At 57.5% G+C, this 21,604-nt stretch carries 20 protein-coding genes; 8 read left to right on the forward strand and 12 right to left on the reverse strand.

Going from position 1 to position 21,604, the window contains the following annotated elements; genetic code table 11:
- Positions 1-83 precede the first annotated feature (83 nt).
- The gene (locus tag LKE28_03870; protein ID MCH3907391.1) at positions 84-1,553 is read left to right on the forward strand and encodes a fucose isomerase; all 1,470 of its coding nucleotides are present in this window, start codon (positions 84-86) and stop codon (positions 1,551-1,553) included.
- Between the two features lie 30 nt (positions 1,554-1,583).
- Here the strand turns inward: LKE28_03870 and LKE28_03875 are convergent, their stop codons facing one another.
- Positions 1,584-3,539 carry an AAA family ATPase gene (locus LKE28_03875; protein MCH3907392.1) on the reverse strand — a complete coding sequence of 652 codons (1,956 nt, stop codon included), beginning with the start codon at positions 3,537-3,539 and terminating at the stop codon, positions 1,584-1,586.
- 76 nt (positions 3,540-3,615) lie between these two features.
- Between LKE28_03875 and LKE28_03880 the strand changes: the two genes are divergently transcribed.
- The 4 genes from LKE28_03880 to LKE28_03895 are packed head-to-tail and all read left to right on the forward strand — an operon-like array spanning position 3,616 to position 6,197.
- Positions 3,616-4,371, forward strand: a complete 756-nt coding sequence (locus LKE28_03880; protein MCH3907393.1) for a Nif3-like dinuclear metal center hexameric protein — start codon at positions 3,616-3,618, stop codon at positions 4,369-4,371.
- Positions 4,371-4,910, forward strand: coding sequence for a signal peptidase II (lspA, locus tag LKE28_03885; GenBank protein ID MCH3907394.1), 540 nt, complete (start codon positions 4,371-4,373; stop codon positions 4,908-4,910). The genes LKE28_03880 and lspA overlap by 1 nt, the downstream gene beginning before the upstream one ends.
- On the forward strand, positions 4,894-5,184 hold the full coding sequence (locus LKE28_03890; GenBank protein ID MCH3907395.1) for a leader peptide processing enzyme: 291 nt from the start codon (positions 4,894-4,896) through the stop codon (positions 5,182-5,184). The genes lspA and LKE28_03890 overlap by 17 nt, the downstream gene beginning before the upstream one ends.
- Positions 5,181-6,197: a hypothetical protein gene (locus LKE28_03895; GenBank protein MCH3907396.1), complete on the forward strand. Its 1,017-nt coding sequence runs from the start codon at positions 5,181-5,183 to the stop codon at positions 6,195-6,197. Before LKE28_03890 ends, LKE28_03895 begins: the two co-directional genes overlap by 4 nt.
- On the opposite strand, the gene LKE28_03900 is transcribed toward LKE28_03895, so the two are convergent.
- From LKE28_03900 to rsmD, 5 genes are all read right to left on the reverse strand, one after another.
- Entirely contained in the window at positions 6,187-7,041 is an 855-nt protein-coding gene (locus tag LKE28_03900; protein MCH3907397.1) for a thioesterase, read from the reverse strand. The two genes, LKE28_03895 and LKE28_03900, sit on opposite strands and share 11 nt — an antisense overlap.
- A gap of 150 nt (positions 7,042-7,191) precedes the next feature.
- Positions 7,192-10,590, reverse strand: a complete 3,399-nt coding sequence (locus tag LKE28_03905; protein ID MCH3907398.1) for an AAA family ATPase — start codon at positions 10,588-10,590, stop codon at positions 7,192-7,194.
- A complete protein-coding gene (locus LKE28_03910) occupies positions 10,577-11,776 on the reverse strand; it encodes an exonuclease SbcCD subunit D C-terminal domain-containing protein (GenBank protein MCH3907399.1) in 1,200 nt (399 codons plus the stop codon). The genes LKE28_03905 and LKE28_03910 overlap by 14 nt, the downstream gene beginning before the upstream one ends.
- Positions 11,773-12,393 (reverse strand): GNAT family N-acetyltransferase, encoded by a 621-nt coding sequence (locus tag LKE28_03915; GenBank protein MCH3907400.1) that lies wholly within the window; start codon positions 12,391-12,393, stop codon positions 11,773-11,775. Before LKE28_03915 ends, LKE28_03910 begins: the two co-directional genes overlap by 4 nt.
- A 135-nt stretch (positions 12,394-12,528) precedes the next feature.
- A complete protein-coding gene (gene rsmD / locus LKE28_03920; GenBank protein ID MCH3907401.1) occupies positions 12,529-13,077 on the reverse strand; it encodes a 16S rRNA (guanine(966)-N(2))-methyltransferase RsmD in 549 nt (182 codons plus the stop codon).
- Positions 13,078-13,167: 90 nt separating this feature from the next.
- On the opposite strand from rsmD, the gene LKE28_03925 reads away from it, so the two are divergent.
- The gene (locus tag LKE28_03925; protein ID MCH3907402.1) at positions 13,168-13,680 is read left to right on the forward strand and encodes an NUDIX domain-containing protein; all 513 of its coding nucleotides are present in this window, start codon (positions 13,168-13,170) and stop codon (positions 13,678-13,680) included.
- A gap of 71 nt (positions 13,681-13,751) precedes the next feature.
- Positions 13,752-14,132 (forward strand): hypothetical protein, encoded by a 381-nt coding sequence (locus LKE28_03930; protein ID MCH3907403.1) that lies wholly within the window; start codon positions 13,752-13,754, stop codon positions 14,130-14,132.
- On the opposite strand, the gene LKE28_03935 is transcribed toward LKE28_03930, so the two are convergent.
- The gene (locus tag LKE28_03935) at positions 14,111-14,803 is read right to left on the reverse strand and encodes an L-ribulose-5-phosphate 4-epimerase (GenBank protein MCH3907404.1); all 693 of its coding nucleotides are present in this window, start codon (positions 14,801-14,803) and stop codon (positions 14,111-14,113) included. The genes LKE28_03930 and LKE28_03935 overlap by 22 nt on opposite strands.
- Positions 14,804-14,909: 106 nt before the next feature.
- Positions 14,910-15,794, reverse strand: a complete 885-nt coding sequence (locus LKE28_03940) for an alpha/beta fold hydrolase (GenBank protein ID MCH3907405.1) — start codon at positions 15,792-15,794, stop codon at positions 14,910-14,912.
- Between the two features lie 258 nt (positions 15,795-16,052).
- Here LKE28_03940 and LKE28_03945 point away from each other — a divergent pair, with 258 nt between their 5' ends.
- The gene (locus LKE28_03945) at positions 16,053-16,979 is read left to right on the forward strand and encodes a site-specific integrase (GenBank protein ID MCH3907406.1); all 927 of its coding nucleotides are present in this window, start codon (positions 16,053-16,055) and stop codon (positions 16,977-16,979) included.
- Here the strand turns inward: LKE28_03945 and LKE28_03950 are convergent.
- From LKE28_03950 to LKE28_03965, 4 genes are all read right to left on the reverse strand, one after another.
- Entirely contained in the window at positions 16,910-17,509 is a 600-nt protein-coding gene (locus tag LKE28_03950; GenBank protein MCH3907407.1) for a restriction endonuclease subunit S, read from the reverse strand. The two genes, LKE28_03945 and LKE28_03950, sit on opposite strands and share 70 nt — an antisense overlap.
- 153 nt (positions 17,510-17,662) lie before the next feature.
- Positions 17,663-18,661 carry a hypothetical protein gene (locus tag LKE28_03955; GenBank protein MCH3907408.1) on the reverse strand — a complete coding sequence of 333 codons (999 nt, stop codon included), beginning with the start codon at positions 18,659-18,661 and terminating at the stop codon, positions 17,663-17,665.
- Positions 18,662-18,897: 236 nt separating this feature from the next.
- Positions 18,898-20,979, reverse strand: coding sequence for an ATP-dependent DNA helicase RecG (gene recG, locus LKE28_03960; GenBank protein MCH3907409.1), 2,082 nt, complete (start codon positions 20,977-20,979; stop codon positions 18,898-18,900).
- Positions 20,979-21,599 carry a YggT family protein gene (locus LKE28_03965; protein MCH3907410.1) on the reverse strand — a complete coding sequence of 207 codons (621 nt, stop codon included), beginning with the start codon at positions 21,597-21,599 and terminating at the stop codon, positions 20,979-20,981. Before LKE28_03965 ends, recG begins: the two co-directional genes overlap by 1 nt.
- Between the last annotated feature and the right edge of the window lie 5 nt (positions 21,600-21,604).

Below are 21,604 nucleotides of genomic sequence, written 5' to 3' on the forward strand. Positions count from 1 at the left end.
GGTGGGTTTTTGTCGGAAAAGGTTGACAACCGGGCAAAAGGGGAAAATACTGTACGTGTACGTTAACGCAAAGGAGTGCACTTATGGAGAATATTCCGGTTGTGAAACCGGCGTTGGTAGCCGTCTCTCGGGACTGTTTCCCGGTGAGTTTGTCGGAAAAACGCCGTCATGCCATCAGCGCGGCATACGGCGATGGCCTGTATGAATGTCCCATCACCATTGAGAAGGAAACCCAGGTGGCCCAGGTGTTGGATGACCTGAAAGCCCATGATTGCAACGCGCTCATCCTGTTCTTGGGGAACTTCGGCCCTGAGACGTCCGAGACGTTGCTTGTCCAGAAATTTGATGGACCGGTGATGATCGCCGCCGCGGCGGAAGGGGACGGAAACCTGTATGACGGACGGGGCGATGCCTACTGCGGCATGCTGAACTGTTCGTACAACCTGGGGCTCCGCTCGCTGGATCATGTCTACATTCCGTCCTATCCGGTTGGTGGTGCCGAGGATGTGGCCGGGATGATCAAAGAGTTCCTGCCCGTCGCGCGGGCGTACATCGGGGTGAAGCACCTGAAGGTCATCTCCTTCGGTCCCCGGCCGCAGGACTTCCTGGCCTGCAACGCGCCGATCCAGCCGTTGTACGACCTTGGTGTGGAGATCGAGGAGAACAGCGAGCTTGACCTGCTGGTCGCCTACAACAAGCACAAGGACGATCCCCGGATCCCCGAGGTGCAGAAGGATATGGAACGGGAGCTCGGACCAAAGAACCCGTACAGCGGGGTCATCCCCCGGTTGGCCCAGTATGAGCTGACGTTGCTGGATTGGGCGAAGGAGCACAAAGGCTCCAGCCAGTACGTGACGTTCGCCAACAAGTGCTGGCCGGCGTTCCAGACGGAGTTCAAGTTCGTTCCCTGCTACGTGAACAGCCGGTTGGCCGGTCGTGGCATTCCGGTAAGCTGTGAGGTGGATATCTTCGGGGCTCTTTCCGAGTACATCGGTACCTGCGTCTCCGGTGGAGCGGTGACACTGCTGGACATCAACAACACGGTGCCTCCTTCATATCTGAAAGGAAAGAAGCTTCCGTACACGTTGCATGACCTGTTCATGGGATTCCACTGCGGGAACACCTGCTCCAGCCTGTTGAGCCATCCCCACATGGGCTACCAGTTGATCATGAAGCGGAGCCTGGAGCCGAACGGGGAACCGGACATCACCCGCGGCACCATTGAAGGGGATCTCAAACCGGGCGCGGTGACGCTGTACCGCCTGCAGGGCAACGCACGTGGCCAGCTGGTCTCCTACATGGCCGAAGGGGAAGTGCTGGACATGCCGACGGAAAGCTTCGGTAGCATCGGCGTCTTCGCCATCCCTGAGATGGGACGTTTCTACCGTCATGTGTTGATCGAACAGCACTTCCCCCATCACGGGGCGGTGGCGTTCGGCCATTACGGCAAGTCGTTGTTCAGCCTGTTCCGGATGCTGGGCGTCAAGGAGATCGGGTACAACCGTCCGAAGAACGTCCCGTATCCCAACGAGAATCCGTTTGCGGCCTATTGAACAAGCGCGGCGGGGAAACCCGCCGCATCCTTATTTCGTCTGGACCGCCTGATACATCTTCTTCAGGCGGTTTTCGATCTGCCAGTTGAACGTGTCTTCCGGGAAATTGCCCCGGTCGTTCCGTCTTCCCGCCGGACGGTTGGTCAGGATTTCCATCCCTTCATCGATCGTCTTCGCCACGTAGATGTGGAACGTCTTTTGCTTGATCGCTTCCAGCACTTCGTAGGGGAGGATCAGATTGCGGATGTTCTGGTAGGGGATGATCACCGCCTGGTGGCCGGTCAATCCGGTGGTCCGGCAGGTCTTGAAGAATCCCTCGATCTTCTCGTTGATGCCTCCGACCGGTTGGAGCATGCCCATCTGGTTCACCGACCCGGTCACCGCCACGTCCTGGCGGACGGGCAGTTCCCCGATGGCCGAGAGGAGGGCGTACAGTTCGCTTGAGGACGCGCTGTCCCCGTCGATCTCCGAATAGTTCTGTTCGAACGCGATGCCGGCGTAGATGGAAAGCGGGAAGTTCCGGGCGTAGTGCTTGCGCAGGTATCCCTGGAGGATCAACAGGCCTTTGTCGTGGATCTCTCCGGACAGGCCCGCCTCGTGCTCGATGTTGACGATTCCCTCGTTGCCCGGGGCGACGGTGGCGCTGATGACCGTCGGAGTTCCGAAAGAACTGGAACCGCGGTCCATCACGGCCAAGCCGTTGACCATCCCGACCTTGGTCCCTTCCAGACTGATGACCAGCTCTCCGTTGATGATGTCCTTGTTGATCCGCTCCTCGGAGATGCCGGAGAAGAACGTCCGCTCGTCGTTGGCTTTCAGGACCATCTCTCGGTCGATGGCCGTCTTGTGTTCCTGCCGTGCCCAGTAGTCCGCTTCGAACAACACGTCCCGCAGTTGGGAGAACTGGGTGGTCAGCTCATCACGCATTTCGGCGTACCACGCGCTGTAGCGGAGCATCTGCGCCATGCCGTCATCCGTCAGGGGAAGCAGGCCGTCCTGTTGGGTGAAATGGTCCAGCAGCGTCACCACCAGGGAGATGTTCCTGCTGTTGGCTTCCATCGAATAGTCGAACTGGGCGGATACCTTGAACAGGGAGAGGAACAGGTCGTCCTTCTCACAGAGGTTGTCGTAGGTGTCCTCGTCCCCGATCATGATCACTTTCAGCGGGAGCGCCGCGATGGCCGGCCGGACCGGCGGGCTCTGCAGTTCCCCGATGGGATGCGGGCTGTCCTCGATGGCAGAGAGGTATCGTTTCAATGCATCCCACAATCCCTTCTCCTCGATGACCTGTCCGGCATCCAGCACGATGAATCCGCCGCTTGCCCGCAGCAGGGAGCCTGCGTGCAGCGCCAGATGGGCGTACTGCCAGGATTTGTCCACCGAGCCGAACAGGTTGGTGAACGTGGGATGGGTCTCGACGATGAACGGGCGCTCCGTATCCCCGCTGTGGTTGACCAGAAGCCGCACCCGGTATTTGTCCGCCGTCGTCGCGCCATTGCGTTGGATGTCATGCCGCACCCGCTCGAAGAAGCGGACGCAGGCCGGTTCGGTGTACTGCTTCTCCAGACCGTCCAACGTCGCCTCGGCCGCCGTGCGGTCGCTCTTCAGTTGGTTGGCGAACTGGTCCATGCCGTCGGAGAACCGTTGTCCTTCCCCGACAGGAATCAACAGGATTTCCGGACTGTCCGGTTCCTGGAAGTTGTAGGTGTACAGGATGTCCTTCAGCATGCGGGTATCCTGACGGAACTGCTCTGCCATGCGGCGCACCGCTGAAAGCCGCCCGCTGCCGTTGTCTCCGCTGACGTAGACGTTGTATCCGTTCTGCTGGATCGCCAGGGCCATGGCCAAGGCGCGGAGCGCCCTGGGCTGCCCGATGATCGTCCCGTCGTAGGAAAGTCCGCGGCAGTCCTTCACCACGGAAGGACTGTACTCGAACGAAGCCTCTTCATAGGAGAGTTCGCGGATGGTGAAATCATGCACTGCCATGCCTGTGAATATATCAGCAAACCGGTAAATGGTCATCCCTCTCGCGGAGGACGGAGAAAACAGGTATACTGGCTTCATGAAACGTTCGGAACTTGTCACCTTTCTCTCTTCCTATCTGGAACTGGACCGGTTCGAAGGCATCGATCCTTCGACCAACGGGCTGGTTGTCGGCGCTCCGGAAGACCGGGATATCCAACGGGTCGTCTGCGCGGTGGATGCAAGCCTGGCAACGTTCCAGTTGGCCATCCGGCAGGATGCCGACCTGCTTCTCGTCCATCATGGCCTGTTCTGGGGGCGCCCGCTTCCCGTCACGGGAAACCAGTACCAGCGGCTCCGCCTGTTGATGGACCACCAGCTTGACTTGTTTGTCAGCCACCTTCCGTTGGACGCCCATGCCGAAGTGGGGAACAACGCGCAGATGGCGAACATCCTCGGTCTGTCCGACCTGAAGCCGTTCGCCCCGTACCACGGCATCAACCTGGGGTGGTGGGGCAGAAGCGAAACAGCCCTTTCTCCCGGGCAGATCTGCCGGAAGCTGGGCTTCTCCGATGCCGTGGTGCTGCCGTTCGGGGAGAAGGAGATCCACACCGTTGGTTTTGTCAGCGGTGCGGGAAGCGATGATGTGGATGCCGCGTTGGACCTTGGGTTGGACTGCTTCGTCACCGGAGCGGCGGAGCACGAACAGTTCTCCACCTGTGAGGAGCGGCACATCACGATGATCGGCGGAGGGCACTACCAGAGTGAAGTGTTCGGCGTGCAGGCGTTGGGACGGCTCCTTTCCGACCAATTCGGTCTGAAGACGGTGTTCGTCGACCATCCGACGGGGTTGTGATGAAACGATACGCGCCCCTCTCCCTCACCGCGGTGATTCTCCTCTGCGACCAGCTTTCCAAGGCGTGGGTCGTCGCCCATATCCCGGAGAACACCGTCGGCTACCGGCTGTTGGGGGATTTCCTGGAGATCTGGCACGTGCGGAACACCGCCATCGCCTTCAGCATGGGGACGAACCTTCCGCTGTGGGTCAAGCTGTTCGGGTTCATCATCATCCCGCTGGCGCTTCTCATCGCCGTCGGTTTTGTGATGTTCTCCCCCAAGAATTTTGTGACGGAACGGCAACGATGGATCCTGGCCGTCTTCCTGGGTGGGGGGATGGGCAATCTGACCGACCGGATCTTCCGCCATTTCCGGGTGGTGGACTTCATGGCAAACCGGGTGTATGGTTTGTTCGGTATGGAATTTTGGCCGACGTGGAACATCGCCGACGCATCCTTGGTGGTCAGTGCCATCCTGCTGATGCTGACGTTGTTGTTTCCGTCCAAATCGGATACGCTGAAGCAAAAGGAACGGGAGAAAGATGTCAAAGAAAAGTAACACGGTTTGGTTCATGGTGGCGGCGACGGTACTCAACCTCGTCCTGATGCTGGTCCTCTTCTTCATCTGTTTCGTGTTGATCTCCACGCTGGTCGATCCAAACAGCAGTCTGGTTCCCCTGTGGATTTCCCTGTCGTTCATCGTCAGCATTGGCGGCAGTTTCTGGTTGTATTCGGTGATCATCAAAGCCCTCTCGCGTAAATTCAACCTTGAGGACAAGATGGCGCCGCTGTGGACGCGTCATCCCCGTAAGCCCCGCTCCGAGCAAGAATGAAAGAACCGTTGCAGCTTTCCCAATTCGGAAAAGTCTCCTGGTATCCGTTCAGCGACGAGGCGATGATCCAAAGCCGTTGGTACATGCCCCGTCTGTGTGATCCCTGCTTTCTGTTCCCGGACCAGTCTCCCGACGGCAAGTGGCATCTGTTCGCTCACACCTGGGTGGGGCTGGAGCACTTCACCAGCGCCAATGGCATCTGGTGGGAACCGTTGAAGATGATCGAGTTCCGGGGGCATTCCCCGTCGATCTTTTACCAGGACGGCATGTGGTACCTGCTGTATGAGAAACATGACAACCTGATGCAGCAGTTCAGCCGGAGGACCCGGGAGACACGGGTCATCCAGACCAGCCGGGTGGAGATGCGCTCCTCTTCCGATCTGATCCTGTTCAGTGAGCCGAAGATTCTGCTGGAGGCGACCAGTGTCCCGTTCGCCAAGGATGGACTGGAGAAGGCCAGGATATCCCGACCCCAGCTGTTCCGGACGCAGGACGGATATGTCTTGTATTTTGGCGCTTCCCATCTGGTGCTTGCGGATTCCGGCCAGAAGGCCAGCACGTACTTCGCCCGGGCTGCCTCAGCCAAGCTGGAAGGTCCGTATGGCGATCCCCGGATCCTGTTCCGGCCCAAAGCGGACGATCCGTACCGCAACATGGCCACCGGTTCGGTGCGCGTCGTGCAGATGCAGGACGGATTCGCCGCGTTCGCCTGCAGTTTCGGGTGGGATCGTACCACGGGGAGGACCCGCAGCAACCTGGTGCTGTATACCTCGCCGGACGGCGTGGATTTCCAACCGTTCACACCCCATCCGGTGGTGTTGTCATCCCCATCGTCCGGATGGGCCAGCCGGTACATCACCAGCTGTGATGTCCGCTACAAGGCGGATGAGCAGTGCTGGTACTGTTACTTCAGCGCCAACCAGAAACACGGGACGGAATGCGCCGTCACCGAATCCATCGGCCTGCTGCTGGGCAAAGACCCCACACTTCGCAAATTCCCGACTATAAACTGAACTGGCTCTTTCGGGCCAGCTGGTACCGTTCTTTCCAGACGGTTTTCCCTTCCCACACGGTGGTCAGGCTTCCATCCTTTTCCGTGCGGACGATTTTGTGGAAGAACGTCGGTTCCTCCTGGGTGAGGGGATCCTGCTGGGTGCTGCCGGTATATACGGTGACCTGGTCGCCGAAGAACGTCTGCCGCATCCAGGAAACGTCGATCTCGCTGATCTTGTAGGCGTCCCGGAACGTGTTGGGCAGGCTGTCCAGCATCCAGTTCACGTAGGAAATGTTGTTCACGTGGTGGTTCCCGTCCGTATCGAACAGGTGGATCACCGGCTGGTAGGAGGACAAAGTGCCGCATCCCGAAGCGTCGTACAACAGCCGCTTGGGGAGGTTCCCTTCCAGATGGTGGACGGTATCCGTCGCGGCGGGCACTTTCAGCGTGTCGGTGATCTCTCCCGGCCGGATGGGGCGGAATCCGTGCTCCAGATCCAAAACGGCCCACTGGGTGATGGCCTCGAACAGGATCTGGTGCTGCTCGTCGTAGGCGCGCACGCCACGGGGCATGTGCAGCCCCACTGGCTCCTGGGCCCACGTTTCGGCAAGCACATCCTCCGGCCATGCCGTGTAGCGGAACACCTTCATCTGGGTCCGGAGAATCACCCAGGTCTTTCCCTGCTTCTGCAGTTCCGGAATGGACAGATGGCGGCATGCGGCGTGCAAGCCTGCGATGTCCTGCACGATGCCGAAATAGAAGGGGAGACGGGCATGATAATGCGGATCGGTTTCATACGTATACGTCATGAACCGAAGCCGCATTACATTGTCCGCTCCGACCAGATTGGTATTGATGATCATATGTGTCGAAGTATACCTTTCCATCGGGGAAAAGTACACCCGTTGTTTGCTTACGTCTCGGCGTGCTGTTCCAAAAACGCGTACCACTCTTTGACGGACCTGCTGGTGTCTGCCTTATGCAAGTCTACGGCTGACTGCAGCAACTTCTCGTCATACTGGCGCGCCGCCAAGGATTTCTTGAACGCCAAGATTTCTTTTTTGGAAAACTTCCCGCTCTTCTGGAGGTTTCCCAACATCTCTTTGTCTTTGTCGCTCAGGTCGTTGAAACTCTCGCCCAAGTATGCCCAAACTCTTGCCATTGGATGCCTCCTGCCTCCAATATAGCCAGGAATCGCTCAGCCGGAAACCCCGGCCCCTTTCAGATCGCTTTTGCCGGATGGGTGCTTCACCGCGGTGATCCGGGCGCTGATGTATTCCTCCAGCACCGGTACGTGGCTGATGATGGTGATGGTCTTGTCCGTTCCCCCCAGGCGGGAAAGGGACTGGACGACGGACTGGGCTTCCTCCGGTCCCCAGCGTGCCGAACCCCTCGTCCAGGAACAACGAGTCGATCTTCACCGTCCCGGCATTCATCGACGCCAGCCCCAGGGAAAGGGCAAGACTGACGATGAACGACTCGCCGCCGGACAGGCTTTTTGCCGTCCGTTTGGCATCCCCCTGCCAGGTGTCGTAGACGAAGAACTCCAGCGGTTTTTCGGGGTCGTCGGCGAGCAGGTACCGGTCGTTGAGTTTTCTCAGCTGTTCGTTTGCCTTTTGGATCAGGCGCCGGAACGTGATGGCCTGGGCGTAGTCACGGAACTTCTTGCCATCGGAAGAGCCGATCAGCTGGTTGAGGAGGGCCCACTGGGCGCACACCGCCTCCGCTTGCCTGATCGCCTCTTCCTGGGTCTGGTATGCCTGGCGGTTCTTGTCATCCGCCTGCAGGATGGCGGAAATGGCGCCGATCTCCGTTACGGTTGTTTCCTTCTCTGCCTGCTGTCTGGACAGTTCCACCACCACCACGGCAAGCGGCTGGTCGGGACGGAGGGGGGCCGGTTCTTTCTCCACTGTTTCCTTCAGTGTGGTGATGGCCGTCTGCTCGTCGTCATCCGCCTTGCGCAGACCAGAGATCCGCGCCGCTTCGTCATCATCCAGCACCAACGCGGAGAATGCCGCTTCATCGGCGATTCCCCGCTGGTGAAGCTGGATTTCAAACGCCGACGTGAGGGAATCCAGCTGGGTTCCGGCCTTTGTCTGTTGCCCTTGGAGCGAGGTGATGGACGTCTCAAGTTTGGTGGTGTGGTCATGGGCCTCCTGGCAGGCTCCCTCTGCCTGGGAAAGCGCCGCTTTGACCTGTTTGTCTTCCGCCAGGATGGCTTGTTCCTCTTGGTCGGCGCTCTTGCCGTCCAAAAGGCCAGCGCGTTCCGTTTCCCAGGAGGAGAGGATTTCCTGTGCTTCATTCCACGCTTTCCGTGCTTCTTCCTGCTGGTTCCACTTTTCGTCGGTGGCCTCACGCTTGGCGTCCACCGATGACGACCCGGTGGCAAGGGTTCCGACCAGCTCGCGTCCCCTCTGGTCATGCTCGCTCCACGCGTCAGCCCGGGATTTCAACGCTTTCCGAACCGAATCATCCCAGCCGTCGTATCCGAACGGTTTGACCGCCTGGGAGAGTTCCTCCCGTTTGGCGTCCCTGTCCTTGACGGATTGGTCGTATCGCGCCGAGAGGTCGGTGAGCTTGGCATGGAGGAGTGCAAGGGCTTCTTTTTGGGTCTGGAATGCCGTATCCAAGGGGCGGAGGGCCTCCTGTGCCTTGGTGATGGCGTCCTCCTGTCCGGTCAATTGCTTTCCGAGTTTCTCCACCTTGCTGATGCGTTCCTGAAGCTGCCCGATCGCCTCCTCCGTCTGGGGGTCGGGGGGAAGACTGGTTGCGTAGGGATGGCTTGTCGCGCCGCAGAGCGGACAGGGCTCCCCCTCGACCAGGTGGGAACGTTGTTCCTCGAAAGACTGCACCAGGGTCCATGCGTTCTTGGATCGTTCCAGGTCTGACTTTGCCTGGTACAGCTCGGACAGTTCATGACCGTCCAGCAACGTCTCCCGTTGAATCCTGAGCGCATCCCGTTTGGTCGTGATCTCGGTGAGGGCGTCCTTGGCCGTTTGGTGTGTGCGCTGGGATTCTTCCAGAGCCGTTTGCGCTTCATTGATCTGCTGGGAAAGCTCTTGCCGTTGCTCCTCCATCGTTTGCAACTGCGCTTCCAACGCTGCGAACGCGTCCGCCCGGCTTTCCAGTCCGGAGAGCTCCGTCGGGATGGTGGCGTCCGAACGGTGCGCTTCCCGCCAGGTTTGTTCGTCCAGGGACTGCTGGATTATGTCAGCGTACCGTTGGTCCGCTTCCTGTTGGGCCTCCCGGGCCGTCTGGAGTTGCTTGTCGGCGGTCTCCCATGCCGTCTTGGCCGCTGCGACCGTTTCTTTTTGGCGAGTGATGTTCTCATCCAGGTTCCGGGCCTTGGTGACCAGGTCGTTCCGTCGTTTCCGTTCGTTCTCCCATGCGGTGGCCTTTCCCTGTGCCTCGGTGAGGGCCGATTTTGCTTCCGTCTCGGCGTGATTGACCGCTTCCCTGGTTGCGAGGGATTGTTTCAATTCCTTTTCGATGGATTCGAGGTTGTCATGCTCCGTATGGATTGCCTGGAGCTGGGGAAGCAACGGTTTAATCTCCTCAAACCGTTGAAGCCGCTGGATATCCTTCTGATGTTCCTGACGGGCGAGGGTTAGCGCCGCCTCCCGCCGGGTGATCTCCGCTTGGGTCGCTTCCCTCCGGGCGATCGCCTCCCACCGCATCTTGACTTCCGAAAGGTCGTCGATCTGCTTCTGGAGTTCCTGCTTCTTTTGTTGGAGAGCCGTACGTTTTTCCGTCTGGGTTTTCCGCTCTTCGTCGGACAGCAGCGTCATGCCGGAGAGGCGTGCCTTGAGGTTCTCCACGGCACGGTTTTCCTGGGAGTAGCGTGCCTGGACCGCCGTCGAGATGTCGCTGTACACCCCGGTGCGGGTGATCTGCTCCAGAAGCGGGGAACGCTTGGAGCTCTTTTCCAACAAGAACGACGCAAACCTGCCTTGGGGAAGCATCACCGAGGTGACGAACTGGTCGTAATCCAGATGGGTGACCGTCTGGACGGCCTGGGCGTATTCGGAAAGCCGCTCACAAAGAATAGCGCCGTCCTTGATGGCAAGCTGTACGGTGGGTTGCTGGATATTGGCTCCGGGTTTCCTCCGGGCGGTCGCCTGGCTCCAGCGGGCGAGGTAGGTGACGCCGTCCGAGCTGAACGTCACCTCGGCGGAGCAGTATCCCGTCCCTTGGCTCATCAAAACGGCGCCGGGCTTGTTTTCTCCTTCCAGCCGGGGTGTCATCCCGTACAACGCCAGCGTGATGGCGTCCATGATGGTCGTCTTTCCCGAACCCATCTCCCCTTGGATCAACAGGAGGCCGGACTGGACGATTTCTGGTGCGTCAAAGTCGATGACATGCAGTCCGTACAGTGAGTTGATGTTCTCCAGCGATACCTTATGGATGCGCATCGCCACCTCCCTTCCGCACCGCTTCTTCGATCTCCCGGAACAACGGCTGGAGCGTTTCCATCTGCTCCGTGGTGACGCCTTCTTCCTTGCATTTCAGCGTGAACAGGTCCATCGGCGAGAGCTGGGAGATGTCCTGGGCTTGTTCCTGTTCCCGAAGGATCCTCCGGGTACGCGCTTCATCGGAAATACGCAGGATGCTCACCGACGTGCCTTGCACGGCATCCTGCAGGCTTTCCGTCAGCGTGGCCACTGGTTCCTCCCCGGTGTATCGGGCGTCCACCCAGACCGGTTCCGTTTCCTTGGCCAGAAGGGAGAGACGGTCGGTCATCGCCGATACCGTTGTTTCCCTGATCACCTCCAGGTGGGAGAATTCCGGGATGGGTATGGGTTGGATGGTGATGGGATCGGTATCCGTATCCAGCAGCACCACTTCCTTGTTCCGACCCACTTCGGAGAACGAGATGGGGATGGGGGAGCCGCTGTAGCGGATCCATTCCTTCTCCACCTTCTGGGGGATGTGCAGGTGCCCCAGGGCGACGTAGGAGACGGAAGCGGGGAAGATGTCCGTTCCCAGGTTCTCCAGACCTCCCACGGGCACCGCTCCTCCATGGATGTCGTCCGGAACCACCGAGCCGGAGAGGAAGCAGTGGCCCATGGCGATGATCTTTCGTCCGGGGTATGTTCCTTTTGCCTGGTCGACCAGCTTTTGGTAGTACGCCTTGACCGCTTGGGAAAAGCGTACCGTCTTTTCCTGCTGGCTCTCTCCTTCCACGCCGGAAAGGAAATCGGCGGGACGGAGGAACGGGACGGCCAGTACGACGACATCAGAGCCAACAGGGATGATGAGCTTTTCTTCGTTGGGCTCGGCGATGACATGGATGTTCAGTGCGGAGAGCAACTCTCCGGCCGCTTCCAGTTTGGTCGGGGAGTCATGGTTTCCGGCGATGACCACCACATCCTTGCAGCAGGTGCCCAAAAGCGAGGCGAGGAACGAATAATACTGTTTTTCCGCTCCATGCGGGGGATTGGCCGTATCGAACACATCGCCGGCAAGAAGGAGCGCGTCCACGTGTTCTGTGACGATGGTCTTCTTCAGCCAGGCGAGGAACCGGTCGTATGCTTCCGCTCTCCGTTGTCCGTACAGCTCGCACCCCAGGTGCCAGTCGGAGGTATGCAGGATTCTCAATACTGTTCCCCCACAAAGACGTTTGCAAGCTTCTTGTCGTCGTACATGCCGCCCAGCATCGACCGGACAGGATAGGGAAGGGGAAGATGCTGGCGAAGCACCATCGTTTGGATCCCACGCCGCCGGAGGGCGGGGATGAGCCGTTCCAACGCTTCCCTGTCGCGGTAGCCCACCTCGACGGCGCTTTGGGAGCGGATCAAGGCATACGCTCCGTCCACCGCCACGCCATTCTGGTGGAATTCGTCCAGGAAAAACTCCCACGCCAACGCATCGCGCTCCAGAGCCGGACCGGTGGCATGGTACCACGCGTCGAGCGTTTCTGCCGTCACCTTTGGGGACGGAGGGATCGCCCCTTCTTCCCCAGGAAGATCGTACACCCAGATGCTCTGGCTGTGGAAACCGCATTTGCCGTACAGGTCCCGGGCCGTCTCTTCCGGATACAGGGCCATCGGGACGCCGTAGTGGGTTCGGGCGAACGAGAGGAGGGCACCCATCATGCCGTGGCGGCGCCACCGGGGCCAGGTTGCCGCTCCGACGATGTAGCGGCACGGCTGCCCCTCCACCGTGCAGGGAAGGGCGTGCAGGCTGCTGGCAATGGCCCCGTCCTGGATGATCACCACGACGTCCTGTCGGACGGTACCGCCGGGTGAAGTAGGTTTCCAGGAAATCCGGTTCTTCCTGGAAGATCTCGTTCCACATCGCTTTGAGCTCGGCGCTCTCTTCTGCTGTGGCGATCTGGGGATGCAGGTCGTTCATGCGTCCTCCTTGCTGTTGCGGTAGAAGCGGAGCATGCTCCGTCCGTACTTCCGTTCATCCAGAAACCGGAGGTTTCCGATCACCTCAGGCCAGCTTCCTTTCTCCTCCGCAGGGTAATGGATGATGAACAGTCCCTGGGGGACGAGGAGCCCGGCCTGGTCGACCGCCCCGGCAAGGCGTATCTTCCCGTCCATGGCGAACGGAGGATCGGCATAGACGTAGTGGAAACTCCTCTCGGCCTTGGGAATGTAGTCCCACACGTCGGCCATCACCAGGGAGATGTCGCTGGTCACGAAGCTGATGTTCTTCAGGATCGTGGGTCGTTTGATGCGGTCCATTTCCACCAGGACGACCGGGGAGGCGCCGCGGCTTGCCGCCTCGATGCCGACGCACCCCGAGCCGGAGAACAGGTCAAGCCAGCTGTGGCCTGACAAGCTTCCCAATTGGTCGAACAACGATTCCCGCATCATATCCATCGCCGGCCGGATGACACCCGGCGGGCAGATGACCGTTCTCCCCCGATAGAGTCCACCTGTGATTCGCATGCTTCCATCCTACAGGAAAACGGCGAAGTTGCGAAGATACGGATGACCAGCTGGGGTGAATGAAGTATACTTTGCCCTGAAGGGGTGGATATGGAGATTTGGGATATCTACGACAGGAATGGCCTGAAGACAGGCAGGACGATCGAGCGTGGCGCGCAGTGCCAGAATGGGGAATACCACAAGGCGGTGCATGTCTGCCTGTTCAACAGCAAGGGAAGCCTGTTGATCCAGAAACGTACCGCCAACAAAGAGGCGTGGCCTGGGCTGTGGGATGTTTCTTCCGGCGGCAGCGTGCTCTCCGGAGAGGAAAGCAGGGACGCCGCGGGAAGGGAAACCAAAGAGGAACTGGGCGTGGAGATCGTCTTTGACCGTCCTGCGCTGACGATGTACTCTTCGAAACGATCCATGACTTCTACGTGGTCGTCCGTGATCTTGCACGTGATGAAGGTGAAGCTGCAGGAGTCCGAGGTGGCCGAGGTGCGCGGTGCCAACGAGCGGGACATCCGGGAGATGATCAAGGATGGGTCGTTCATCCCGTACCACGTCAATTTGATCAAACTGCTGTTCGACCTGAGGCACACCCAGTCGATCCATACCCGTTAGGGTGGGGACAGCGGGAAACCTCCCGAAACAATTTTCTTGTACCAGAGCCAAAAACCCGGCACCTTGTCCCCATGGACTACGTGCTGGTACGGATCCAATCCTCCATTTACCTCACGGCCCGAAACCGGATGGAGACGCTGAAGAAGACCATCGTCCGCTATGGGAAGGAAAAACGGGAAGGACGGTTCACCAATCTGGTGATGCTGGAGGATGAGACCTATTTCATCGACAAGGAACTGTGCGCCTTCTTCAAGGTGACGCTCTCCAACCGGTATCGGTTTCTTCCGATGGATCCCGAGTTGATGGAATCCTACCTGAAGCTGGATCCCGTCGCGCGGGAGGAATTCGCCCGGAAACACTTCTCCGTACGCCGTTCCTTCCCGCCGTTGGTGGACATCCTGTTGATCGTCGGAATTCTTGTCGTTCTGGCTTATGTGCTCTTCTGGCCGTAGTAGGCGTTCTTGCCGTGCTTGCGGAGGTAGTGCTTGTCCAGAATGGCCTGCTGCGCCGTCCGTACCCGTGGGTTGATCTCCTCGGTGAGGAACGCCATCTTTGCGCACTGTTCAAGGACGGTGGCGTGGTAGACGGCTTCTTCGGGATCTTTTCCAAAGGCGAACGGACCGTGGTTGACGCAGACGACTCCCGGCACGGCCAGAATGTCCGTGTCACGGAACGTCTCGCAGATCACAAGGCCGGTGTTCTTTTCGTAATCGTTCTTGATTTCATCCGTCGTCAGGGAACGGGCGCAGGGGATGTCTCCGTAGAAGTAATCCGCCTGGGTGGTTCCGTAACAGGGAATGCTCCGTCCCGCCTGGGCCCATGATGTGGCGTAGGTGGAGTGGGTGTGGACGATTCCTCCTACCTGCGGGAACTGCTTGTAGATCTCAAGATGGGTCGCCGTGTCACTTGACGGGCGGTATTTTCCTTCCACCACATCCCCTTTCAGGTCAACCACCACCATGTCTTCCGGCTTCAGGGTGGCGTAGTCCACGCCGCTTGGCTTGATGACGAAGCAACCGCTTTCCCGATCCATGCCGCTGGCGTTGCCCCAGGTGAACAGCACCAGTCCGTTTTTCACCAGATCCATATTCGCTTGATAGACGCGCTGTTTCAGTTCTTCCAGCATGACGTACTCCTTTTGTATTTCCAATCTACAAAAGTACGGTACGGCAGGGATGTGGCTTTGTCAACGAAAGCGGCCATGGAACGCCATGGCCGCAAGGGAATCGTTACAGTGTCTTGGTGAACCAGTCGACCGTCTTCTCTTCCAGCAGGTGGAAGGCCGTCAGGTCGCCGGTGAAGATCAGGAAGGTGTGGTCGGCGCCGGGGATCAACACCCACTGGCTGTCCGGATTGGACGACGCTTCCTTGACCTTCTGGCCATCGGTGGGAGGCACGGTGGTGTCCTGGTCACCATGGAGCATCATGATCGGAGCCTTGATGGCTTTCACCTCGGCGAGGACGTCATCGTTGTCCGCTTCCTCAATCCATTGTTCGGACAGTTCAAGGGGATCACGCCAATCAAAGGTCATCAGGGTGTATCCTTTCTCTTTGGCTTCCTTCCGCATTTCCTCGGTGGCCATGTCCCCGATCTCCAGCGCTCCCGCCCAGGTCAGCACGGAAGCGAACCGGTTATCCCGCGCCGCGGCGAGCAATGCGTCGGTCCCTCCCTGGGACCAGCCCATCACGCCGATGCGTTTGCCATCGATGAATGGCAGGCTTCTGAGGTAATCAGCGACGGCGCTGGCTTCCCGGACGGCCTCGCTGTTGGTGTACAGGCGGTAGCTCGCCGTGGATTCTCCACTGCCGGGGAAGTCAAAGCGGATGCTTGCGATGCCCGCTTTTGCCAGTTCCGGCGCCAGCATCTTGTAGCCGTTTCCCGCTTCATCGCGGCTGCTGCCGGTGCCATGCATCATCACCACCGCCGGAACGGTCTTTCCGCTCTCGATGGCGGGAATCGTCAGCGTGGCCGGGATCATCAGTCCGCCGGAGGGGATGGCAATGTTCACTTCCACCGGGGCGGTCACCGCAACGGAGGTCTGTTTTGGTGTTGCGCACGCGACCAATGAAATGGCCATTACGATGAGCGCACCCAATCGAATCGTTGTTTTCATGGTAAAACTCCTTGGCGGGCAGTATGGCATGTGAAGGTGTGTTGGTACAGATGGAACAAAAACAAACCCAACAACGGCAAAAACGAACGGTTCAGCACCGGGCTGTTTCATGCGATTTTGTGGTGCTTGAAAGAACACAATTGCTTTTGGTTCGTCCTGGTTTTTCTCCTCTGACCTCTCTGCGAAAAACCTGTAGGATGACGTTGCATTCTTCATCTTCGTAAGCCGGTGAACACATGCATGAAAGAGGAAAATCAAATGGTAAATGATGTGCACAAGAATGATCTTTTTTGTGACTATTATGAACAGTGGGTTACTGTTTATAAAAAAGGTGCGATACGTGACATAACGATGGAAAAGTATCGCATGACGCAGGATTGGGTAAGAAAGCTTGCGCCGGATTTGAAAGTTGGAGAGTTGACCAGGATTGAGTATCAGAAGCTTTTGAACGAATACGCCCAGGCTCATGAACGACAGACCACGATGGATTTTCACCATCAGTTGAAAGGAGCGATCATTGATGCGGTGGATGATGGTTTGATCGATCGTGACCCCACGCGAAAAGCAATCATCAAAGGGAGGCAGCCAAAAGCGAAGAAAGTGAAGTTTCTCAATCAGTTTGAACTGCATACGCTTCTTGCTTCACTACACCTTGGGGCTCATATCTCTTGGGATTGGTTCATTTTGCTCGTGGCGAAGACCGGACTCCGGTTTTCGGAAGCGCTGGCTTTGACTCCCAAGGATTTTGACTTCACCCATCAGATGATTACGATCAACAAGACGTGGAATTATAAAGGAAACGGAGGGTTCCTCCCGACGAAGAACAAATCCTCCGTCCGCAAGGTACAAATTGACTGGCAAATGGTCATTCAGTTTTCCGAACTGATCAAAGGATTACCGGAAGACGCGCCGATCTTTGTGCAAGGGAATGTGTACAATGCCACGGTGAATGACATCCTTACACGATATTGCAGACAAGAAGGCTTGCCGGAAATCACCATTCACGGACTTCGTCATACCCATGCGTCCCTGTTGCTTTTTGCCGGTGTCTCCATAGCCAGCGTGGCACGACGTCTTGGGCATGCAAGTATGACAACGACACAGAAAACATACCTTCATATCATCCACGAATTGGAGAACAAGGATATCGACATCGTAATGAGAACCCTCTCAGGACTTTGCTGATTGGTATAAATATACGGCTTACGCTGATGAAGGGTGATAAGGTTATCGAAATTTTCAAAAAATCCACTAATCCGCTCTTGTTCTTGAAGTTTCGGAACTAAAAACGAAAACTTTTCAAACTCAGTTTTATTAATTATTGCTGTTGCTGTCTTTCCTGCCAATCCTGCAAATCGAGCTTTTTCATTTTCCATAGCTGTTAAAATAAAATATGCACTATTTCCAATCGGAACGATTGCATTTATCTGTTGATTAAACGCTGCTGGAACTGTATTTATAGCATTTTTACCAATGGATGCAATACTCGTAATAAGAACAGAATTAGAAGGAACAAATCTCGCTTTTCCCCATCCGACTGCAGTCAAATGCCGTTCCGAACCTGACATCTTAAGCGCATTTATATCTGTTGGGGTAATCCAAACGTAGTCGTTCTCATCTTTTGCCCAATTTTCTCTTTCAGAAGTAGGTGGTGTATTCCCTGTAAGAACCTTACCCAACTCACTGAGCTTACGCTGTTCCCATGAATAAGTCAAAATGGGAAGTTTACAGGTGTGGAAATCTGTAAGTTTGCATGATTATGCATTAATTGGCTTCTTCCTCGTGCTTCTCCATAGTGGTTTGTTGATTTTAAATCCGAATCTGCACCGAGGTGATGGAGAAGTGCATTTGGAGGCTTGGAATGCAGTTTATCTCCGATAACGGAGCAAAACAGGGAAGTCCATTGCTCTGGACAGCAACTTTTCAACCTTTTCGTGTTTGTTTTCCGGCTTGTTCATGATCACCGAGAACATATTGAGATAGCCCTGCAGTTCAAACCTCATGAAACCGGAATGCGCGCGCAGGAACAGTTGGAGAAGCCTGCAAAGGTCGTTTATCGGGTCAAGTGGATTGTCGTCGTCAGGCAGCTTCTTGATTTCCCTCGAGTCATATACCTCACTCTTCAAATTCAGTTTCTCCACCAGTTTCCGGTGGGACTTTTCCTTGTCGTGCACCAATGTGGAACCTGGGGCGATATGACTTGAAAAGGCGTCCAGGGTTTTCTTTCCTGACGTCTTGCCTGTCCCCTCGAAGACAAACATCGACTGTCCGTGGCTGTCACGGGCGACGCCTATGCAAAGCTGGTTCCTGGAAAGCCCCCTATACTCTGTGCCGTCATCATGGTGCTCGATATCGTCTGACCTGACCTTGCAGAACGTCTCGTCAATCCATATGCGGTCCTTGAGGACAACCTCGTCCTGGATCCCCTCAAGCAACAGGAATGTCTTGTCCATCCAATACATCGTCGTATTGTTGGAATTCCTGTTCACCTTTGAAGTTAGGCCGAAACTGCCGTACCCGAATATGTCCAGCAGGAACCTGATCCATTCGGAAATCGGTATCTTGTGGCTGTCGAATATGGTGTTCGTGATGGCGGTGAAGCGTCTCCCGCATGCGTTGCATTTGAACCTGGCGATACCGCCGCTCGATTTCCCGTCTTTGACGATCTTGTCGGACCCGCACATCCTGCAGGTCTTCAGCTCGTACGAATTGATGAACTCGGATTCGTCCATCTCCTCAAAAGTCGGGTGCCTGTGCGCGTAATCCCTCTCCGTACAGCGGTCTATGAAAGATTGGAGAGGTGTCGGATTCTTGTCCTCTGTCCAGGGAGTCCTTCTTCTTGACTTGGTCTTGATGTCTCTTTTCATGGGTGGTAGTCCAATGGTACTCGGGAATGACTTGTTCTTGGACTACCACATCTCGTAACAAATCATTCCTTCGTACTTAGCAAAGTATATCAGCTGCCAATGGTCGTTTTCAATCAATCTATCAGATGACGTTTATCACCTCGGTGCAGATTCGGATTTTAGCAAATTGAAACGGTTTAGGATGAGAAAAAGCCGCTTTTCGTTGCTTTTCTCTTACAACGGCAAAAACGGACGGTTCAGCTTGCCGTCTCCACCGGGTACATCGGGGATTCATCCAGCGTGCGGCGGATGACCTCGTGGTCGGCGGACAGGAGTCCGGGATCCTTTGCCATCACCTCATCCAGGTAGGTTTTCACGTCTTCCAGCATCGGGATGTCGGAGAGGGACGCGTACTTCAGGTTGATGAACCCGCTCTGCTTGACACCGGCAAGGTCACCGGCACCCCGGATGGCCAGATCCTTCTCGGCGATGAGGAAGCCGTCGTTGGTCTGTTTCATCACGGAGAGACGCTCTTTCGCCTCTTCCGTCAAGTCATCACCGAAGACAAGGAAGCAGTACGACTGCAGTTCGCTCCGTCCCACCCGGCCACGGAGCTGGTGCAGGGCGGCAAGCCCGAACCGTTCGGCGTGCTCGATGACCATGCAGGTGGCGTTGGGGATGTCGATGCCTACTTCGACGACGCTGGTGGAGACCAGGTACCGCAGTTCCCCCTTCTGGAACTTCTCCAGGATATCGACCTTCTCCTGTTCCTCCAGCTTGCTGTGCATCAAGGCGGCGGGGACTCCGGGGTACTCCGTCTTGAGGAAATCGTACATGCTGGTCACATCGCGCAGGTCGCTCTGGCCGGAATCATCGATCCGGGGGTAGACGAAGTACGCCTGATGCCCCCGTTTCAGCTCCACGCCGATGGATTGGTACATCCGCTCCCGTGACGATTCCCTTACCAGGTAGGTGATGACCGGCTTCCTGCCGGGAGGCATCGTCTTCAGTGTGGAGACGTTCACCGAGCCGAAGACGGTCAGCGACAAAGTCCGGGGGATCGGGGTGGCGGTCATCAGAAGGAGGTCGGGCACTTTGGCCTTGCCGGTCAGCGCCAGGCGCTGGTCGACGCCGAAGCGATGCTGCTCGTCGATGATCACATAGCCAAGGTCGTGGAACTCCACCTCCTTGGAGAACAGGGCGTGGGTGCCGATGACGATGTCCACCTCCCCCTGCTTGATGTGTTCCAACAGTTCGGTCCGCTGTTTGCCTTTGACACTCCCGGTGAGGAACGCCAGGCGGATTCCCAGCGGCTCGAGGAGCCGGGCGGCAGAGTTGGCGTGCTGGCGGGCAAGAAGCTCCGTCGGCGCCATGAACGCCACCTGTCTGCCCTGGGGCAGCACGTGGAGGGCGGACAGCCAGGCGACCAAGGTTTTGCCGGAACCGACGTCTCCTTGGAGCAGACGGTTCATCGGCGTCTCGCTGTCCAGGTCGGATCGTATCTCCTTCAGGCTGGTCATCTGGTCCTCCGTCAGGTGGAACGGCAGGGACTCGATGCATTTCAACTCCAGCTTGTTTGGCGCGCTGGGCCGGTTGGTCCGGTCCGCCTCCTCGCCACGGTGACGCCGTGTCAGCCACATCAAATAGAACAGTTCGTCGAACGCCAGGGAACGCTGTGCCTGCACCCGCTGATCTTCGCTTGTCGGGAAGTGAAGGGCGCGGATGGCCGTATCGGTGTCCATCAGATGGAACGTTTCCCGGGCGGAGGCGGGCAGTTCATCCTGGAAGCGCGGCACACTGTCCAGCACCGCCTTGACGTCCCGCCGGATGATCCGCTGGGTCAACGAACCGCGCAGTGGATAGATCGGGAGGATCTGGCCGAACTGGGGAGGCGGCGCGTCCTCCTCCGGCCATGGCACCACCTCGAACTGGGTGGACTGGATGACGCCGTGGAACTGTTGGATCAACGCGTACAGATAGTAGAAATGGGAGACGAGGAGCGTGTGTTCCAGAAAGTTGCGGCCGAAGCAGAGCAGGGAGAGCTGGCGCCGGGCTCCCTCGCAGTCCCGGACGATGACCTTCAGCGTACGTTTGGCAAAGGAGCGTCCTCCGAAGAACTCATGACGGACCACCTGGACCCGGGTGTTGGCGTATTCGCCCTCGGCGCACTGGTCGATGGGCCGGATCACCGACCGGTCTTCCCAGGAGCGGGGGGAGAGGGCAAGCAGGTCGCTCTTCGTGACGATGTCCATCTCCCGGTAGCTTGCCTGTGCCGCCGGACCGACCCCGCTGAGCTTCTCCACCCCGTCGGTGAGGTTCCTCAGATACCGTCCGTCCATTACAGCCGCACCAGAGCCGAGACCAGCAGCCCCATCAGGTACTTGGCCAGGAGGTACATGACCAAGGTGAACACCAGCGTGCTCCAGACCAATGTCCGGTTGTTCACCGCCTTGCGGCCGAAGAACAGCCGTTGGACGAAATCAAGCAGGTCCCCGATCATCGAGTCCAGAACCTTGATGGTGTACATCGTGGTGGGGGAGCGGTGGTAGCAGTACACCACACGGACGATCAGAATGATCAAAAAGAACCAGAACAGGGGGCTTACCAGATACCCCCAAAGCGTCTGGACCAGCATGGCAAGCACCATGCCGATGGTAAGCCGTCCATAGGTTCCGAACATCCGGAGGATACTCTGCAGGATGGACAGGACGGCCAGGGCGGCAAGCGGCGTCAGGTCGAAGTTGGACCGTTTCAGTCCGGTGAGCGGGGAGAACCAGGAAAGATACGGATCGATGATTCTCCTCAGGAAGGACAGGACGGGATTCTCCATCATCTGGCCGGGGATGCGCACCCAGGTGAGGATCACCCGGATCCAGATGAGAAACATGTAGACGCTGATCAACGCGGCGAACACGTTGGCGATATGCATCAATACGGTGGGATTCTGTGGTACGTACATAACAG

The organism is Sphaerochaeta sp. (genome assembly GCA_022482495.1).
GTDB lineage: Bacteria > Spirochaetota > Spirochaetia > Sphaerochaetales > Sphaerochaetaceae > RUG023.

Bases quoted from the DNA above. Each gene is read 5' to 3' on its own strand.
- LKE28_03870 (MCH3907391.1), top strand. From the start codon at position 84: ATGGAGAATATTCCGGTTGTGAAACCGGCGTTGGTAGCCGTCTCTCGG.
- LKE28_03875 (MCH3907392.1), bottom strand. From the start codon at position 3,539: ATGGCAGTGCATGATTTCACCATCCGCGAACTCTCCTATGAAGAGGCT.
- LKE28_03880 (MCH3907393.1), top strand. From the start codon at position 3,616: ATGAAACGTTCGGAACTTGTCACCTTTCTCTCTTCCTATCTGGAACTG.
- lspA (MCH3907394.1), top strand. From the start codon at position 4,371: ATGAAACGATACGCGCCCCTCTCCCTCACCGCGGTGATTCTCCTCTGC.
- LKE28_03890 (MCH3907395.1), top strand. From the start codon at position 4,894: ATGTCAAAGAAAAGTAACACGGTTTGGTTCATGGTGGCGGCGACGGTA.
- LKE28_03895 (MCH3907396.1), top strand. From the start codon at position 5,181: ATGAAAGAACCGTTGCAGCTTTCCCAATTCGGAAAAGTCTCCTGGTAT.
- LKE28_03900 (MCH3907397.1), bottom strand. From the start codon at position 7,041: ATGATCATCAATACCAATCTGGTCGGAGCGGACAATGTAATGCGGCTT.
- LKE28_03905 (MCH3907398.1), bottom strand. From the start codon at position 10,590: ATGCGCATCCATAAGGTATCGCTGGAGAACATCAACTCACTGTACGGA.
- rsmD (MCH3907401.1), bottom strand. From the start codon at position 13,077: ATGCGAATCACAGGTGGACTCTATCGGGGGAGAACGGTCATCTGCCCG.
- LKE28_03925 (MCH3907402.1), top strand. From the start codon at position 13,168: ATGGAGATTTGGGATATCTACGACAGGAATGGCCTGAAGACAGGCAGG.
- LKE28_03930 (MCH3907403.1), top strand. From the start codon at position 13,752: ATGGACTACGTGCTGGTACGGATCCAATCCTCCATTTACCTCACGGCC.
- LKE28_03940 (MCH3907405.1), bottom strand. From the start codon at position 15,794: ATGAAAACAACGATTCGATTGGGTGCGCTCATCGTAATGGCCATTTCA.
- LKE28_03945 (MCH3907406.1), top strand. From the start codon at position 16,053: ATGGTAAATGATGTGCACAAGAATGATCTTTTTTGTGACTATTATGAA.
- LKE28_03955 (MCH3907408.1), bottom strand. From the start codon at position 18,661: ATGAAAAGAGACATCAAGACCAAGTCAAGAAGAAGGACTCCCTGGACA.
- recG (MCH3907409.1), bottom strand. From the start codon at position 20,979: ATGGACGGACGGTATCTGAGGAACCTCACCGACGGGGTGGAGAAGCTC.
- LKE28_03965 (MCH3907410.1), bottom strand. From the start codon at position 21,599: ATGTACGTACCACAGAATCCCACCGTATTGATGCATATCGCCAACGTG.